18 protein-coding genes are annotated in these 16,282 nt (G+C 45.3%); 2 read left to right on the top strand and 16 right to left on the bottom strand.

What is annotated here, in order from left to right; genetic code table 11:
• Positions 1 to 5: 5 nt before the first annotated feature.
• The 14 genes from dapF to QHH00_01725 form a co-directional block, all read right to left on the bottom strand.
• Complete coding sequence (dapF, locus tag QHH00_01790) at positions 6 to 839, bottom strand: diaminopimelate epimerase (GenBank protein ID MDH7508114.1); 834 nt, start codon at positions 837 to 839, stop codon at positions 6 to 8.
• Positions 836 to 2,104 (bottom strand): diaminopimelate decarboxylase, encoded by a 1,269-nt coding sequence (lysA, locus tag QHH00_01785; GenBank protein ID MDH7508113.1) that lies wholly within the window; start codon positions 2,102 to 2,104, stop codon positions 836 to 838. Before lysA ends, dapF begins: the two co-directional genes overlap by 4 nt.
• Positions 2,097 to 3,503, bottom strand: a complete 1,407-nt coding sequence (locus QHH00_01780; protein ID MDH7508112.1) for an aspartate kinase — start codon at positions 3,501 to 3,503, stop codon at positions 2,097 to 2,099. The genes lysA and QHH00_01780 overlap by 8 nt, the downstream gene beginning before the upstream one ends.
• Positions 3,449 to 4,228, bottom strand: coding sequence for a 4-hydroxy-tetrahydrodipicolinate reductase (gene dapB / locus QHH00_01775; protein MDH7508111.1), 780 nt, complete (start codon positions 4,226 to 4,228; stop codon positions 3,449 to 3,451). The genes QHH00_01780 and dapB overlap by 55 nt, the downstream gene beginning before the upstream one ends.
• A 31-nt stretch (positions 4,229 to 4,259) precedes the next feature.
• Positions 4,260 to 5,138, bottom strand: coding sequence for a 4-hydroxy-tetrahydrodipicolinate synthase (dapA, locus tag QHH00_01770; GenBank protein ID MDH7508110.1), 879 nt, complete (start codon positions 5,136 to 5,138; stop codon positions 4,260 to 4,262).
• Complete coding sequence (locus tag QHH00_01765; GenBank protein ID MDH7508109.1) at positions 5,139 to 5,561, bottom strand: Lrp/AsnC family transcriptional regulator; 423 nt, start codon at positions 5,559 to 5,561, stop codon at positions 5,139 to 5,141. It lies immediately after the preceding gene.
• 112 nt (positions 5,562 to 5,673) lie between these two features.
• Entirely contained in the window at positions 5,674 to 6,111 is a 438-nt protein-coding gene (locus QHH00_01760; protein ID MDH7508108.1) for a DUF5788 family protein, read from the bottom strand.
• 18 nt (positions 6,112 to 6,129) lie between these two features.
• Positions 6,130 to 6,771 (bottom strand): orotate phosphoribosyltransferase-like protein, encoded by a 642-nt coding sequence (locus QHH00_01755; GenBank protein ID MDH7508107.1) that lies wholly within the window; start codon positions 6,769 to 6,771, stop codon positions 6,130 to 6,132.
• 88 nt (positions 6,772 to 6,859) lie between these two features.
• The gene (locus QHH00_01750; GenBank protein ID MDH7508106.1) at positions 6,860 to 7,756 is read right to left on the bottom strand and encodes a 2-dehydropantoate 2-reductase; all 897 of its coding nucleotides are present in this window, start codon (positions 7,754 to 7,756) and stop codon (positions 6,860 to 6,862) included.
• Complete coding sequence (locus tag QHH00_01745) at positions 7,753 to 8,751, bottom strand: endonuclease V (protein MDH7508105.1); 999 nt, start codon at positions 8,749 to 8,751, stop codon at positions 7,753 to 7,755. The genes QHH00_01750 and QHH00_01745 overlap by 4 nt, the downstream gene beginning before the upstream one ends.
• 4 nt (positions 8,752 to 8,755) lie before the next feature.
• The gene (locus QHH00_01740; GenBank protein MDH7508104.1) at positions 8,756 to 9,469 is read right to left on the bottom strand and encodes a metallophosphoesterase; all 714 of its coding nucleotides are present in this window, start codon (positions 9,467 to 9,469) and stop codon (positions 8,756 to 8,758) included.
• Between the two features lie 583 nt (positions 9,470 to 10,052).
• On the bottom strand, positions 10,053 to 10,559 hold the full coding sequence (locus QHH00_01735) for a hypothetical protein (GenBank protein ID MDH7508103.1): 507 nt from the start codon (positions 10,557 to 10,559) through the stop codon (positions 10,053 to 10,055).
• Between the two features lie 274 nt (positions 10,560 to 10,833).
• Entirely contained in the window at positions 10,834 to 11,157 is a 324-nt protein-coding gene (locus QHH00_01730; GenBank protein ID MDH7508102.1) for a cupin domain-containing protein, read from the bottom strand.
• Positions 11,154 to 11,645 (bottom strand): nitroreductase family protein, encoded by a 492-nt coding sequence (locus tag QHH00_01725; protein MDH7508101.1) that lies wholly within the window; start codon positions 11,643 to 11,645, stop codon positions 11,154 to 11,156. The genes QHH00_01730 and QHH00_01725 overlap by 4 nt, the downstream gene beginning before the upstream one ends.
• Positions 11,646 to 11,942: 297 nt before the next feature.
• Between QHH00_01725 and QHH00_01720 the strand changes: the two genes are divergently transcribed.
• Positions 11,943 to 13,019, top strand: a complete 1,077-nt coding sequence (locus QHH00_01720; GenBank protein MDH7508100.1) for a radical SAM protein — start codon at positions 11,943 to 11,945, stop codon at positions 13,017 to 13,019.
• Here the strand turns inward: QHH00_01720 and QHH00_01715 are convergent.
• Positions 13,007 to 14,593, bottom strand: coding sequence for a mechanosensitive ion channel (locus QHH00_01715; GenBank protein MDH7508099.1), 1,587 nt, complete (start codon positions 14,591 to 14,593; stop codon positions 13,007 to 13,009). The two genes, QHH00_01720 and QHH00_01715, sit on opposite strands and share 13 nt — an antisense overlap.
• Before the next feature lie 117 nt (positions 14,594 to 14,710).
• Here QHH00_01715 and QHH00_01710 point away from each other — a divergent pair, with 117 nt between their 5' ends.
• Positions 14,711 to 15,595: an A24 family peptidase C-terminal domain-containing protein gene (locus QHH00_01710; protein MDH7508098.1), complete on the top strand. Its 885-nt coding sequence runs from the start codon at positions 14,711 to 14,713 to the stop codon at positions 15,593 to 15,595.
• On the opposite strand, the gene QHH00_01705 is transcribed toward QHH00_01710, so the two are convergent.
• Positions 15,582 to 16,244 carry a hypothetical protein gene (locus QHH00_01705; protein MDH7508097.1) on the bottom strand — a complete coding sequence of 221 codons (663 nt, stop codon included), beginning with the start codon at positions 16,242 to 16,244 and terminating at the stop codon, positions 15,582 to 15,584. The two genes, QHH00_01710 and QHH00_01705, sit on opposite strands and share 14 nt — an antisense overlap.
• Between the last annotated feature and the right edge of the window lie 38 nt (positions 16,245 to 16,282).

Here is a 16,282-nt window from a genome sequence, read left to right as displayed (position 1 = left end):
ATTGATCACTCCAACTCAATCTCCCCAGAAAAAACTCGGACAGCTGGACCACGCATTGTGACCGATGATAGGTCCTTTGGGACAGTCACCCAGAGACCTCCTCCTGGCAACCGCACCTCAGTCTCTTCATCGAATTTGACAAGTCCAGCGATCGCAGCCGCGACGGCAGCCGCGCATGCCCCAGTACCGCAAGCAAGTGTCCACCCAGCACCCCGTTCAAAGACGTCGACGACGATTCTCTTCGCATCGATTCTCGCGAACTCCACGTTCGTTCTTCTCGGAAAAACGGGATGTTTTTCAATCAAAGGACCTAAAATTCTCATTTCATCGGGACTAAAATCCTCAAAAGTCACGAAATGAGGATTACCCATCGATACTGCTGTCCCTTGGATCTGCCGTCCACCCACATCGATAACCTTCTGAATAAATTGACCCTCACATTTCATTGGAATTGACGAGCAGTCAAGAGAGGGTCTGCCCATATCTACAATGACCTCGTCAACCTCATCATTTTGGACGATGCATCGCACTTCTTTAATACCGCTTAATGTTGCAATTCTCATTTTTTCCTTCCTGACAATCGAAAAATCATAGAGGTGCTTTGCCATACATCTGATCCCGTTGCCACACATTTCTGCCTCACTGCCATCTGCGTTGAAAACCCTCATTTTGGCATCGGCATCACGTGACTGCTCGAGGACAAGGATCCCATCTGCACCGATTCCATAGTGTCTGTCGCATAGGTCTACAATTTTCTTTTTCGAGAGTTGTAGCCGACACTGAGAATCGTCGAATAGTATGAAATCGTTGCCTATCCCATGATACTTCCAAAACTTCAAACCATCAGCCTCGAGGGTACCTTCTGATGCCGCAATATGTCATCAATAGTCTCCATTTCTCGAATTATGTTCACGGTTCCGTTGTAGATCAGTAATTCACGGCACCTCGGCCTTGAGTTATATTGGGAGCTCATTGAAAAACCGTATGCACCTGCGTCATATACAGCGAGTAAGTCCCCCTCGTCCAGTTTCGGCAGAAGCCTGTCCCTTGCCAGAAAATCACCAGATTCACAAATAGGTCCAACGATATCGTAGACCACTTCCCCTGGCGCCTCAAACTTATTAGCAACAGCGATATGGTGGTATGAACCATAGAATGAAGGCCTGATGAGGATATTAAATCCCGCGTCCACGCAAGCGAAGTTCTTCTCAGGTGTCTCTTTTATGTCGACCACCCTCGTGAGCAGTACGGTAGTGTCGGCCACAATGTATCTTCCTGGCTCAATTGCCACTGTTCTAACAGAACATCCCGCTTTAATTCTCGATGTGACTTCCCGCGCGAGCAGATCGACGTCCATCGATTTTTCGTCTGGTCTGTATGGGATACCGATGCCGCCCCCAATGTCAATGAATTCGAGTTCAATTTTGAGTTTTTCCTCAAGTTCCTTCGCGATTGACACGAGAACATCGGTGACCTTGACGAATGGATCGATTTCCTGCACTCCCGCGCCGATATGCGCATGAAGGCCTACTGGGATCAACCCGAGATCGAGAGCCTGTGAATACGCTTCCATGATGCTTGTCAAGGGGATTCCAAACTTGGATTTCCTGCTTCCCGTGACAACGTGATCATGATGTCCAGCTCCTACGTCTGGATTGACCCTGATCGAAATCGGAATGCGAGACTTGAGAGCTGCCAATCTTTTCATTTCCGAGAATGAATCAATATTGATGAGAACTCCCTTCGAAGCCACAGCCTCCAGCTCTTTCGTCGAGACGCACACACCCGTGAACATGATTCTCTCGGGTGGGAAACCAGCTCTCAGGCATGTTTCAACTTCACCAATCGACACCGCATCGATGTAACTCCCCTCTTGTTTGAGTATTCTCAGGATAGCAATGTTAGTGTTCGCCTTGCAGGCGTAATGAATGTGAGTCGGCATGTGGCAGGAAAAGGCCTTGTTAATCCTTCTGAAGTTTTCCCGGAGTGCCAGTTCATCTGTTACGTACACTGGGGTACCGAACCTGTCTGCGATCTTTGTCGCAGGGATTCCCCCGATTACCATCTCCCCGTTGACGCACTCAAATTGCCTCAAATTAACCACCTATGTACCGATCGTGGAGCATTCTCACAACGTCTGGGGCCCTATCACTCGGGACAACGAAATTCAGTGCGATATCTGATGCCCCTTCGGAGATCAATTCGACGTTCGCCTGCGCCTCTTCGACGACCTGGAATATCCGTGCGGCGACGCCCATCGTGTCGATCATGTTATCACCAACTGCACAGATCAGGGACATGTTGTTCTTGACCATCAGTTTTTCCATGCGCGATTCTTTCAGTTCATTGATTTTCTTGAGCGCCTGTGGGACTTCTGAAGTAGGGATTACAACGGCAAGGGTGGAAAGTGATGTTGAGATCGCATAAGTCGTTACGCCATCCTCGCCAATCGCGGCCAAGAGATCCGATACGAACCCTGGTTGGTACGCGATTTCCGATGAATAGATCTTTACGATTGAGAGATCCGATTTGATGGCCACGCTCCTTAGTAGCGTTTTTCCTGGTGATCGGAGACTATGTATGAGAGTGCCACTACCATTGGGGTTGAAGGTGTTCTTGACGACCAATCTGATCTTCTTTCTTCTCACAGGTTCGATCGTTCTCGGATGTAGAACTTTGGCGCCAAAATATGCGAGTTCGCCGGCCTCTCCGTAATCCATTTCTTTGATTGTCTTTGCGTTTGGCACTATTCTCGGATCAGCCGTCATAAACCCATCGACGTCCGTCCAGATTTCAAGACAGTCAGCTGATATTCCATAGGCAACGACAGCCGCTGAATAATCTGAACCACCGCGCCCAAAGGTTATCGGCCTTCCGTTTTTGTCGCAACCGTAATATCCAGTTATAACAGGGATCTTTCCGCTATTGATTAGGGGCAGGATTGTTTTCTTGAAATTCTTAGCTGTTGCATCGAGGTCGGCTGACCCATTGCCGTGAATACCTAAAGCAACGATCCCAGCGTCCTCAGCACTCATCGGGACAGAATCAACACCCCGTGCATTCAACAAATACGAGAGCATGATCGCTGACAATCGTTCTCCCCAACTCGCAATCGTGTCCTGCAAGGAGTTTTCGAGATTATTTCTATATCGCTCGAGGATTTTTCTTAGCTGAAGAAGCGATTCTCTAATGTGATTTTCATATTTCTGCATCCCCGCCTCATCCAGCTTATTTATTACAGGTTCGAAATATTTCGTTTCGAGGAACGAGATGATCGAATCGATTCCTTGGGTATCGTCTTTCATCCATGCGATCAAAGAATTCGTCACGCCTGATTGCGCAGAAACGACGACAGCCTTTTTTGAACATTCGTTTGCTATAATCTCGATTACTTGGTCGAGCGCTTGTTGAGAGCCCACACTTGTCCCGCCAAACTTCATTACTTTGATCAAAGCCCCAACACCTCGCTCATCGTGTGTATCTTCCCATCCTTCCTCTGCCATATCCACCTGATCGCAGCAAGTGCCCCTTCGGCAAATGCATCCCTCGAATGGGCGCGATGGGTTAGTTCAAGTCTCTCCCTGTTCCCAGCGAATACAACTGTATGTTCGCCGACGACATCGCCCCCCCTCAATGAATGAATGCCGATTTCCTTGTTTCGCACACCCGTGATCCCGTCTCTCCCTTTGACGAATTTATTGATACCAATCTTCTCGCCGATGATTTCAGCTGCTTTCATGGCGGTTCCAGAAGGTGCGTCTTTCTTCTGATTGTGGTGAAATTCGATGATCTCCACATCATAATCTTTGAGAACTGCCGCCATCTCACCGCATAATTTCCAGAACGCATTCACACCGATTGAGAAATTCGGAGTGACGACAGCCGAAACACCGTGTCGTCTCACCGAGGCGGCGAATTTGGCCATCGTATCTGATGATATTCCAGTTGTCCCGACGACGATATTAACGCCCAGCGGCGGTACTCTTATGAGATTTTTTTCTGCGGCCGCGGGCGTAGTGACATCAACATAGACATCCGCACCTTCCAATGCTTTATCAAGTTGATCATCGCCAAGCGCGACCACGCCACCTTCAATTCTCTTTCCAACATTGCCTCCGCCCCTGGATACGACGGCGCCGTGGAGTTCCATGTCTTTCTGCTTTGTCAGCAATCTGCAAATTGCACTCCCCATTTTCCCTGTTGCACCACCAACTACAACCCTGATCATGATCCCACCATTCTTACGCTGTGATCATTAATTACTTTGAGATCACGCCGAGATCAAGAAGCGTCTTCCTAAGAATCTCAAGATTAGACTGGCTCATTTCACAGAGAGGCAATCGAAACGAACCAGCTGGTTTTCCCATCAGCCTAAGCGAGGTCTTGACAGGGATCGGATTCGTTTCGATGAAGAGGTTCTTAAAAAGGGGGAGGAGTTTGAAGTGCAGTCTCCTGGCATCTTCCCAATTGCCATTTAGGAGGAGATCAACCATTGATTTGACCATTGATGGAACAACATTTGAAGCGACTGAAACAACGCCCTTCGCGCCAAGAGTCATCATTGGATATGTAAGAACATCATCTCCCGATAGAACGACGAACCCTTTTGGGGCTTGAGCCAGTATGTTCATCACCTGAACAATATTGCCGCTCGCTTCTTTGATGCCGACGATGTTTGGGATTTCCGCAAGCTTAACGACAGTCGATACCTCAATATTTGAACCAGTCCTGCTCGGCACATTGTAGATGATAATTGGCAAATCGACGGCCTGAGCAATTTTTTCGTAGTGTTCAAAAATCCCCTTCTGTGTCGGTTTATTATAATATGGCGAAATAGAAAGGATTCCGTCGACTCCTAAGTCCTTCGCAGCTCGACTCAGAAAAATTGCCTCATGTGTTGCATTGCTGCCAGCGCCAGCGATGACCTTTGCTCTTCGCGCTTGATCGACAACAATCTTGATGACCTTAATGTGCTCTTCATGCGTCAAAGTCGCGGATTCACCGGTTGTGCCACAGGGCACGATAGCATCGATCCCCTGTTCTTCTTGAAATGACACGAGTTCTCTCAGTCCTTCCTCATCGATTTCGCCATTTTCCTTAAAAGGTGTGATGATCGCCGTTGCACAACCATAAAACATTTACGATCCTCCAAAATGATCCTTAAGGATGAGTCTTGTTCTCGTTGACTGGACGTTTTCAAATTGTCTTATTCTTTCGATGATATCGTTTAGCTGGGGTGATGAATTGACGTCAACGATAACAACAATATCCTCATCGCCCGTTACCTCAAAAACCTCAGAGACACCTTCAAATTTTGAGATTTCGCTGGCCACAACTGATGTGTTGACATTAACATTGATCTTTATCTCGATGATTGCTTTAACGTTCTTGTTGCTTGTCTTGATTGTAAAGCTTTTGATTATTCCATCATCGACGAGCCGCCTGACCCTGCTTCTCACAGTTCCTTCCGATACCTTGAGCTGATTCGCGATATCGACAAAGGGCCTTCTAGAATCCTTTTTCAGGATCTCAATGATTTTCTCATCTAGGTGATCTAACATCTTTCTCCCTTCTGGTTTTCCGTTTTTCGTAAGTCAATGACCAATAAATGGAAATAAATTATTTAATTCTTCCGAAAATTGGAAAAAACACAAGGGAAAAAGTAGGAAAGTATCAGTGCTTTATTCTCTCTATGAATTCAAGCCATCTTTTCTCATCATCGACTTTTGACATCAATGCCCTAGCCTTGATTTCAAAATCTTGACCTTTTGAATGTCGAAGATCATCAACCGCTCTTAGCAAACCGGCTATCTCTTCATATAATTCTCGCGCTCTTGATTTTGTCAATCTTCCCACTTCCAATTCCTCTTCAAGTCCCTTCGCCTTTTTCTCAAGTGAATGCGCGAGAGCAAGGGCCCCCATCACCTCCTCGTCTGTTGGCTCCTCCTTTGAAATAAAGTCAAAGACGATATCTCGAAGGGGAATTTTGTGATCATCGATCACTTCCTCATCAGGAATGAGGACACCGACCCAATAGAGCAGGCTATGCAATCGAGCCAAGATCCTCGAACGTTCTTCAGGAGTCAGTCTCTCATCTTTTCTCTCATCCATGTTAAGAGCCTAGAACAACTATCCGTACGGGAACGAATGCAATGGGCCACCACCAAGGATCGTTCCGCCCATAGACCTCGCTCTAATCACACCTCTCAGCGGTACTCCGTCAATCTCGTTCAGGCTGCTTTTATTGACAATGACAACCGCCAGAACGGGGTTTCCACCATTTTCTCTGATGTCCTTGATTGCTTCTTGAAGAGTTGCGCCTGTCGAGATGACATCATCAACGATGATCACATTCTTGTTCTCCACAGATGCATAATTGGAGCTGAAAGCCCCGCCTTTCTTTCCTCTTTCTGCTGGTGGCTTATATACTGCAAGCTCCATTCCAAGTATGTCTGAAATCACAGTCGCGAATGAGACACCGTTAATCGCAATTCCAAGCACGACATCAGCACTGAGATTTCTCTTGTCAAGCTCTTCGATAATGATATCCGCAAGGATATCACTCATCATGCTAATACGGCTTCCATATACTCCGATACTCCTCCAGCCGATTTTGACATCCGAAGGAGGAAGAACACCCGCCCCACCTTCTTCAATTAAATACTTGACAGTATCGATCGAAAGATGCAATTCATCAGCGATTTCCCTTTCACTCAAGCCCTTTTCCTTATATGCGAGCGCTTTCTCAGCTAGCTCCCTGACATCTACCATGGAAGATCACGCAAGAAAATCAGGCTGCCATGATATTAATCTTTCTAAAGGTGTCAGTCTGGATGGATCGCACTTCCAGAGGGGGATTTTATTTCACGCTCAATGCCCGCACAAGCTTCCAAATAGTCTCGTTAACTGGGACGTCGATGCCGAGTTTTCTAGCCTGGGCAACGATCGCTCCTGTGATTTCGTCGATTTCCGTTTTTTTCCCTCGCTCAATGTCCTGCAACATGCTCGAATAATTTTCTTTTGTCGACGAGGCCACCTCCATGACTCGTTGAAACGGATCGGCAAGCGGAAGCACGATCCCAGCGGCTTGCGCAACACCCGTCGCCTCCTCACAGATCTTCCTTGCAAGATCTCTCAATTCTGGCTCAGTCACAATGCATTCGTTTTTCCTCCTGAGGATTGCGGTGATGGGGTTTATTGAGGAATTCACGATAGCCTTTAGCCAGATCTCGCCAATGATATTCTCGGTGTAACGGCTCTCGATTCCTGAGCGGTTGAAGAGTTCAACGATCGCTTTCACTCTTTCGTGATATCCTCTTAGTGAACCAAATACAGTGTCACCTTTACCAGCGAGGCGAATATGTCCTGGCGAGACGTGTGTCACGCCGATCGATGTGACACCGCCTACGACCCGATCTCCAAACTTTTTATCGAGGGAATGCAAATTATTGAGGCCGTTCTGGATCGTCACAACGGTCGTCTTTTCCCCAACGATCACGGACACCGCTTCCTTTGCCTTCTCAGTATCATACGCTTTAACCGTGATGATTACGACATCCTGTTCTTTGAGGTCTGACAAATCTGTGGCAGCGCGAGGATAAACAACTTTCTCAAGCATTCCCGAGATTTTCAATCCAGATCGGTTAATCGCCTTAACATGTGGGCCCCGTCCGACGAGGGTAACCTCATTTCTGTCCGCCAGCAACCCACCGAGGAAACTGCCGATTGCGCCAGCTCCGTAGACTGCAATTTTCATACGGAATCCTTTTCCTCTTTCATGCTTTTCTTTCTGTGCCGATTGGCGAGTTCGTGTGCTCGACTTAATGGATCCTGGATACCGCAATCAATAAATCTTCTGCAGATACGACAAGCTGTTTTTAGTGAAATTCTATGTCCAACGGATACGAAAAGGCTCTTTTTTACACTCTTTTTTATTAAGTATCCTTTCACTTCGCCATCGACGGTGATCGGGGATATCATTGCGTCACTATTCTTCACCTCGCCGACGAGCAACTTCTTGGCGACACCGATGGTCGGTATATCAAACTGCACACCTATCTGCGATGCTATTCCAAAGCCACGCGGATGAAGAATCCCGTGACCATCTATCATGTATATTGTATCATTCTTCCTATCGATCAGATCACTAATTACTGGAATCTCTCTAAATGCTAGATACGTCGGGATATAAGGAAAGTCTGCGCATTTCTGAATCACTCGCTCTTCAACAATATTTCCTGTTTCAAAGTCGGAAACGGCAATGGCAGCGAAAGCTCGATCGTTATGATATGAAACATCGACTCCCGCAACGAATCTCACAGACCTGAAATCATCGAAATCGACCACTTTCGATCTCATCCTCTCTTGTTCCTTTTTCAATATACTGAGTACTGGTACCACATTGAAATCAGAAAAGCGTATCTGTTCGAAATTAGCAACCCTATCCCCGACGATCTCTACCCCTTCACTCCGCAAGAGTTCCTTCTTCTCTTCTTTCCCCTTGTTTTTTCCTCCATACCATCCGATATCTCCATTTGAATAAACCACACGGTGGCAGGGGGTAACAATAGGCATCGGATTTCCCGAAACAATCTCACCGATAGCCCTCGCGGCGCGAATATCTCCTAGTGCTTCAGCTATATCGCCATAAGTCGTGACCATTCCTTTCGGAATCTGACGCAACATCCCGTAGATCAGATCATTGATCGACCCACACGGCAATAATGACTCGATTTCCATGTCCTCAGGCATACTTTCATTCCTGCAACTCAACGATTGTGATAGACTTATTAAGGGGTAACGAAACATTGTAAATTGGAACGGGTTTGAACTCATTCTCAATTTCATCCAATCTTCTCTGTTCCCTTTTCAACACCGCATGTCTCGTTCCCTTGTGAGCATGTGCATGAAAAACGATGTCGGGTCTCTTTTCTTTTATGATTGTTTCATACTTTTCCGAGGCCATTTCTGGGTATCTTTCTGGTCTCTCTCCCATGAGGGTTTTATAGGTTGGTGCATAATGCATTAACAAGATGAGAAAATCTGAACCATCGCGTATTAGCAATTGGGAAACCTTTTCGATGCGTTGCTGATATCTTTTCCAAATATCGGGCAGATTCATTCTCTGCCACCAAGTTGGTCTATCAAGGGAACCCGTTGTCCCAACAACTTTAACATTCGCATCCCTGATTTTGAATGTTGTCGCGCTATCGCTCAAGAAAATAACCTCACTTCTCTTTTTGTATTCAGTGTGTGTATCTTCATATTCTTCGTTTCCAAAAACAGCGACTAGTTTCGCATGCGTCAATCCTTTGAGCTTTTCAAGAACGAGATCAAACTCTTCAACGCTATTGTTTTCAGTGATATCACCGGCCAGCAGCAAGAGATCTAGATCAGCGTATTCAGGTTTATTCTCCAAGAATTCAATGTATTTCTTGCCGTGCAGGTCGCCAACCGCTCCGATCTTCATCTTCTCGCATTGCCCTTTGCGATAGCGATAGAGTAGTCTCTCTTGTATAAAATTTTCATTTTTTTAAAAGAAATAATAGGGATTTACGGAAAGAAAAATCACCAAAGACGACGGTCAGTATTCAATCGCATTAGGAAATTCTAGTGACAAAAAGTTCTCGATATGGCTGCATGGTCTTTTGCTACGAGGTTCCACATTTCTGAGTTCTGGGTATCAGTCTTTGGATCGAAATGTTACTTAAATGGCATACGAATCATCGCACCACCACAAACGGCAATGGTATGCCAGAATGCTTGCGCTAAGAATAAAGAACATCTCGGATTATGACGATGCTGCTGGCTAACCAAATGATGAAGTCAAGAATTCGGTTTCATAGTTTACGAACTATCTCTCAAGTCAATGGGCAGGAATCGACGCAAAACAATTCTCCATCCCCTGTTCCCTATCTTCTCAAAGATCTCACTATTGATGAATATGTGCCATTTGATAATTTTATTTCTGGCTCCAGTCGAGAGTAGTAAAAATAAAAAGGCTCGATCGAGCCTTTTTTTTGACGCATGTTAGATTGCTTCCTTAATGGGGTTTACTCGAGGATTGGGAACCTCTTCACTAGGGATGTATTTGACCACCACTTCCCTAGTCCCCAAGTATGGCCCGCTTTGACGTTTGCAATCCCTATGAGCACGATCAGATAGATGATGTGTTCGTCGATCAGCGGATTGTGCAGAGGAGGTACATTTGTAAGATAGAGAATGAACATGAGAAGTGCGCCAGCGTAACCAGCAATTTTCGTTCCGATGCCTAGCAAAAGAGCAATTCCGATTAGCAATAGGCCTGCCATGAACAGAACATCGACTAATATATTGCCTGCCATCGCTTTGAACAAATCTGCAAAAAGCCCTGAGACGCCAAATTTCAGAAACCCTGAAGTTGGTGAAGCTCCAGAAAGCCACGATTGCTGCGGTGTCGTGCTAAACCCGAGCCCAAACACTTTATCGATAAAGGCCCAGAACAACATCCATCCGAGGGCTATTCTTGCCGTCGCCCATATGTATTCTTGCTTGAGATATCGTCCAATTCCTGCGTTCATGATTTCACTATCGTTAAAAATATAACAACCAATTATAAACTTTGTCCCTAATGAATTGGAAGTGTGTTTCTGCCAATGCCTGTGTAGATCATGTATGCAAAAGATTTCTTAATTGCATCTAAAGGGTGCACTTTATCACCTGCAGCAATTTACATATTACGAATCCAAACACGCTTTAAGCTCTACATTGGAATTCCTGAGTATTAGGTGTATCTCCTCTTGCACCCAATGAGGCGAACGATCAAGACGATCTCACTTTTCTAGGTGAAATTTCTCAAGGGAAACGCAACTCAATCATCCTTACTCTCTCTCCTTCGGATTCAAAATAATGCTCTTCATCAGCATCAATCATGATAAAATCACCCGGCTTAAATCGGTGTCTTTCAATGCCATTGGTGACAACCCCTGTCCCATCAATTACAAACATCGCCTGGCGTAGCGGATGATGATGCGGGCGCTTTGGAGCAATCGAATTCGGTTCAATCTCTCTTAAACCAAATACGATGTCCCTTTCGTTTATGCAATCAGTGATAAAAACTTGACCTCGTTCGCCGGGTGTGGCGACTTCGTTCAGACCACTCACATTAATGACTTTCATGCTTTCTCTCCATATTTTTCCCAGAATACCAATTCTTCAAGTGATTTCCTTGGTCTTGGCTCTGGAGATTCCGCTGGATATCCTAGCGTCATGCAAACCGTAATTACCAACCCCTTCGGTACACCCAGATACTCAGCAACCTTCTCAGGGTCAAATGCGCCGATCCAGCAAGTTCCTAAGCCCTTTTCAGCTGCTGCAAGAGATAGGTGGTCGAGGGCGATGGCGACATCGACTCTATACCACTTCTGACTCGGATCATCGACAGCAGCGATGAATGCCGAGCAGTCTTCTATGAATTTTTGATCCCTACATAGGGGAACCAGTCCTTTTTTCCTCTCCTCATCGCGGACAACAATCAATTTCCAAAATTGTCTGTTAGCTCCTGAGGGTGCAAGACGAGCTGCCTCTAATATCTCTATCAATAAGTCCTCTGGAATCGGTTTTTTCTTATATTTTCTAATACTTCGTCTACCCCTGATTACCTCCATTACTCCCAAGCCTACACCTCCAATCACAATGGACTTTGAGTCCTTTTTGTAAAATGAGAGTCCGCCTTATAAAATAATTTTTAACCCCCTATTGCATGAAAAAATCTCTTCCGTTAAATGATTCTTCCCACTGGTCCAAGTTCTACAGAGATCCATGTCTTAGTAAATGGCGTTCTGTACATATCTTCGCGCTGGATCGAATTCAATGCAACGACCTGCCCACCAATCAGAAAAAGAAGCGATAACCGGGAAGTCAGAGAAAAAAGCCTTAAACGATATCGCTGTAAGTATAATCAGATGAAGGAGCCATTGGCGAGATATCATTCTATCCTAGACGGTAGGAGCAAGGCTTATTATCTCCTCGCGAAGGACATGCATACAGATTTTTCTCCGTCGCTAACGGACGAGGAACTCTGGAAATTGCACGCGGATCAAATTGCCGCCTTTCACTCGCATGTAGATGTTGAAGAGTTCAAACGAGGAAGCAAAGAGGGCTTGAGCGCACCAGCAACATCATTGCTCGATCTAAAGTTAGAACTTGCAAAAAGGATGCTAAGTCGGTGTGAGATCTGTGAATGGCGGTGTCAGGTCAATAGAAACAAAGGTGTTAAGGGCAGGTGCGGTGTTCTTGATCCGCGGATAGCGAGTGAATTTCTGCATTACGGGGAAGAACCTCCTCTTATTCCTTCTTATACAATTTTCTTCAGCGGATGCAATTTCAAGTGTGTCTTTTGCCAGAATTATGACATCAGTACGCATCCAGATGAAGGCATCTGTGTACCCCCGCAGCGTTTGGCAGCAAAGATCGCCGATAGATTCGGCGGGAGAGCTTGTTCCAAAGTAATTTCTGCGATGAGGGTCTGGACCCCCACGTCCGCTGTCAATGTCAATTGGGTCGGGGGAGACCCGACACCAAATCTGCATTATGTTCTCGATGTTCTCAAGTATTCGGTTGTTAACATTCCACAGATTTGGAATTCGAATATGTTCCTAACTGAAAAGTCAATGGAGCTTTTGGACGGAATTATCGATGTTTACCTGACTGATTTCAAATATGGAAACAATTCGTGTGCCAAGCGTCTATCAGGTGTACAAAACTATTTCGAGATTGTTTCCCGCAACCACTTACTCGCCGCAAAACAGGCTGAGGTCATCGTGCGCCACCTCGTGCTCCCAAATCACATCGAATGCTGCACGAAACCAGTATTGAAGTGGATTGCCGAGAATATACCATCGGCTTTGGTCAATGTAATGGATCAATATAGGCCGGTGCACAGGGCATTTGAGCATCGTGATATCAATCGGCCCCTGAAGCCGTCGGAATTTCAGGAAGCTTATGACCTCGCCCAGGAACTGAATCTTCATTTGGTTTGAGCGTCCTTCTCAAGTTGCCTCAGCCATACAGTTCTCTGTGGGAATGGGATCTCGATGCCCTCCTCACGGAATTTCTCATCGATTTTCTTTCTAATATCGGAAGTGGCCTTCCATTGGTTGCGTACATCGTCGACCCAGAAGTAAATGGTGAAAATAAGAGCGGAGTCCCCGAAATCTTCAAATCTCACAACTGGCGCATGTTCCTCGTCCTTCAACACGTTGGGGTGTTCGAGCGCCGCTTGCAAAAGGATCGATTCCACTTTTTTGACGTCTGAGCCGTAGGCGACGCCAACAGTGACGCTTTTCTTGTACTTTCTATCCGGCTGAACAATGTTGATGATCTTCTTATTCGCGATCTCATTATTCGGTATGATAACATTTGAGTGCTTGAAAATATCATAGAGCGTGATGCTTCTCATCCCAATCTTACGAACCTCACAAACTTCCCCGTCCTCCATCAAAATCAGGTCACCAACCTTGAATGGTCTGTCCACCAGTAGCTGCAATCCCGCAAAGAGGTTTGATAAAGTGGATTGAGCCGCAAGACCAATTACGAGACCGAGCACTCCAACGCCAGCAATGATCACCGTCACATCAAAGCCCAGAATGTGTAAAATGGCGGTAAATCCCAGCAAAGGTATGATAATCATCCCTATCTTTTCAAAAAGAGGGACGAGTACATCGTCGATCTCCATTTCCGTTTTCTTGGCAAAGGATTTCGCGTAATAGATGAGAATATTATCGTATATTCTGTATGCCAGCCAGACAATGATGATAACCATTGAAATGCTATAGATGAGTTCAATTGTTGCAATGATATCTATTGGTATATTTAGGATCTCGAGCGAATTGACGATTCCATAGAGGACGATGATGGCAAAGAGCGGGCCGTGGATAATCTTCAGAAGGCGATCATCGAGTTCTGTCTTCGTTTTTCTTGTAAATCTGTGAACGATTGGATCAATGACGAAAGCGACAACCAATGCGATTGCTATCCATCCAATGAGTGTAAAGATAAATGCGCCGTAGTTTGTATCAAAAGGCGATGGAAGAAAGTTGTCCCATATTCCGAACAACTTGTTCTCTCCAGCTCTTGATCCAAAAAGGGATACAATTTTCAAATGAATGTTCTGCGTAATTTGATAAGTGTTTGTTGGTTCGCTCATTTCCGTGACATTGAAAACAACGACTAAAGAGAGGTCTTTAGTCCCCATTGTTCGTGACGTCGTAATATTCAGGATGATAGTTTCGTCTTGGCCTGGACTCAATGTGATAACATCCTCGTCAAATGCTGCATGCCAGTCCTTATCCGACAATGGGTTGACAGAAACGTGAATAAGATACGCAGAAGAAGCGTTATTGAACAGGACCCACCTATAGCTTGCAATTTCGCCAGCGTTGATCTGCTGATCATGCGGATCCATTGAAAAGATATTGATCGGCTGAGATGCCGATGCATGCAAAAAGCCGCAGGGCAAGAAGGTAATGATTGCAATACTGAAGATCGTTACAAGCACGTGTCTCATGAAAGTCCCTATCGATTTTGATTTCGTCTTCTGTTCTCTCCACTCCACGCTACCATGCATTGATTCGTGGTATAAAATTCTATCCCACTGATTCTGGCTTTTCTCCGAAAATCTCCAAAATCAAGTGGACAAAGGTTTTATTTCTTTATATGAATGCTCCAATATATGGAGGAAATGGAATACATTCGAGTCTTTGCCTCTTTTTTCATACTTTTATCTGCATCAATCTCTGATTGGAAAGCTAGGTTGGCGGCAGATATGCACTGGATATTGCTTGGGATCATCGGCCTCGCCATTCTTGTGATTGATCTCTATCTTTCCGGGGCCTCACCTATTTACTATTTATTTATCATCCCCATTGCGATTATTTTTTTTGACATCTTTTGGGATCGAAAGGGGATCTTGGAAGACGGAATCAATATCATACCACTTTTTCTCTACTTGATTGCATTGGCTGTTCTCATATTTCTTGCTATCAACTTCTGGGATCAGCTTCTTTATTGGGAATTGATGACGATTATCATCATGTTTGGAATTATTATTTTATTCTATAATTTGAATATTATTAAAGGTGGTGCTGACGCAAAAGCGCTCCTGGCCCTCTCTATATCCTTCCCGCATTATCCAGTTATCGGTCAATTCCCAATTATCGACATCCCAAGCACATTGAATGAGCTTCTGTTTCCTTTTTCGTTATTGATCCTTTTCAACGCCGCTCTGTTGTCTGTCGCCGTGCCCATCGCCCTCTTCTTTTTCAATTTTTTTCGGGGAGACAAAAGAATTCCCGTGATGTTTTTTGGTTATCGTGTGAATATCAATGAGGTCCAGTTAAAATTTGTCTGGCCGCTGGAATATTTCGATGGCGAAAAGATCAGACTGACAATCTTTCCTAGAAGTGACGATTCTGTTGAAACTCAACTCAGGAACCTCAAGCAATTGGGCTTTGAGAAAATATGGGTCACGCCAAAGATTCCATTTCTGATACCTATTACCATCTCATTGCTTTTTTCGGTCGTGGTTGGGAATCTCATTTTCCTTATGATTGCTTAAAGGAACAAATGTCTTCAAGTGGACAATCTTTGCATTTGGGCTTGTTGCGGCAATGGGTCTTCGAAAGCTGGACGAGAAGGGCATAGAGTCTCGCGTAGATCTTTGGATCTGGAGGGATGCTTTGCTCGACGAATCGCTTTACATCATCATATCTATCCGTTTTGACCAAGCCTACTCTCATGAGAATCCTGCAACAATATTTTGCAGCAACAAACGTTTCTTTGTGGCCAGCGTAGAGAAGAATTGCATCCGCCGTCTCTTTGCCGATCCCCTTTATCGTCAAAAGCTCGTTTCTTGCCTCCTCAAGAGGTTTAGTCAAGAGCAAAGATGGGTCTGATCCATAATGATTTTGGATATACCTAGCTAGGGATTTAATCCGTTCAGCCTTTTGTCGGTAGAATCCCAGCGGCATAATTATCTTCTCTAGCTTCTCTTGATCGATACTCGCAAGTGTTACTACATCCAGAAGGCCTTGCGCCTTCATCTCCCTAATAACTTCTTCAACCTTCTCCCACGTCGTCTGCTGCGTGAGGATCGCTCCCACCATGATTTCGAATTGAGAGTCTGCAGGCCACCAATTGTCGACGGCGAATTTTGATAGCAATCTGTCGTAAATCTTCTGGAGGTCCATCATTCGCTGATCAGGCAACGAGGTTTAAGAAATTGATGTTCATGAAACAAATTTTA

This window comes from Methanomassiliicoccales archaeon (genome assembly GCA_029907465.1).
Lineage (GTDB): Archaea > Thermoplasmatota > Thermoplasmata > Methanomassiliicoccales > JACIVX01 > JACIVX01.
The sequence above is the reverse complement of the archived record's forward strand: the minus strand, read 5'-3'. Positions and strand labels throughout refer to the sequence as shown.

Coding starts and splice junctions, on each gene's coding strand:
- QHH00_01780 (MDH7508112.1), bottom strand. CDS start 3,503: ATGGCAGAGGAAGGATGGGAAGATACACACGATGAGCGAGGTGTTGGG.
- dapB (MDH7508111.1), bottom strand. CDS start 4,228: ATGATCAGGGTTGTAGTTGGTGGTGCAACAGGGAAAATGGGGAGTGCA.
- dapA (MDH7508110.1), bottom strand. CDS start 5,138: ATGTTTTATGGTTGTGCAACGGCGATCATCACACCTTTTAAGGAAAAT.
- QHH00_01765 (MDH7508109.1), bottom strand. CDS start 5,561: ATGTTAGATCACCTAGATGAGAAAATCATTGAGATCCTGAAAAAGGAT.
- QHH00_01760 (MDH7508108.1), bottom strand. CDS start 6,111: ATGGATGAGAGAAAAGATGAGAGACTGACTCCTGAAGAACGTTCGAGG.
- QHH00_01755 (MDH7508107.1), bottom strand. CDS start 6,771: ATGGTAGATGTCAGGGAGCTAGCTGAGAAAGCGCTCGCATATAAGGAA.
- QHH00_01750 (MDH7508106.1), bottom strand. CDS start 7,756: ATGAAAATTGCAGTCTACGGAGCTGGCGCAATCGGCAGTTTCCTCGGT.
- QHH00_01745 (MDH7508105.1), bottom strand. CDS start 8,751: ATGCCTGAGGACATGGAAATCGAGTCATTATTGCCGTGTGGGTCGATC.
- QHH00_01740 (MDH7508104.1), bottom strand. CDS start 9,469: ATGAAGATCGGAGCGGTTGGCGACCTGCACGGCAAGAAATACATTGAA.
- QHH00_01735 (MDH7508103.1), bottom strand. CDS start 10,559: ATGAACGCAGGAATTGGACGATATCTCAAGCAAGAATACATATGGGCG.
- QHH00_01730 (MDH7508102.1), bottom strand. CDS start 11,157: ATGAAAGTCATTAATGTGAGTGGTCTGAACGAAGTCGCCACACCCGGC.
- QHH00_01725 (MDH7508101.1), bottom strand. CDS start 11,645: ATGGAGGTAATCAGGGGTAGACGAAGTATTAGAAAATATAAGAAAAAA.
- QHH00_01720 (MDH7508100.1), top strand. CDS start 11,943: ATGAAGGAGCCATTGGCGAGATATCATTCTATCCTAGACGGTAGGAGC.
- QHH00_01710 (MDH7508098.1), top strand. CDS start 14,711: ATGGAGGAAATGGAATACATTCGAGTCTTTGCCTCTTTTTTCATACTT.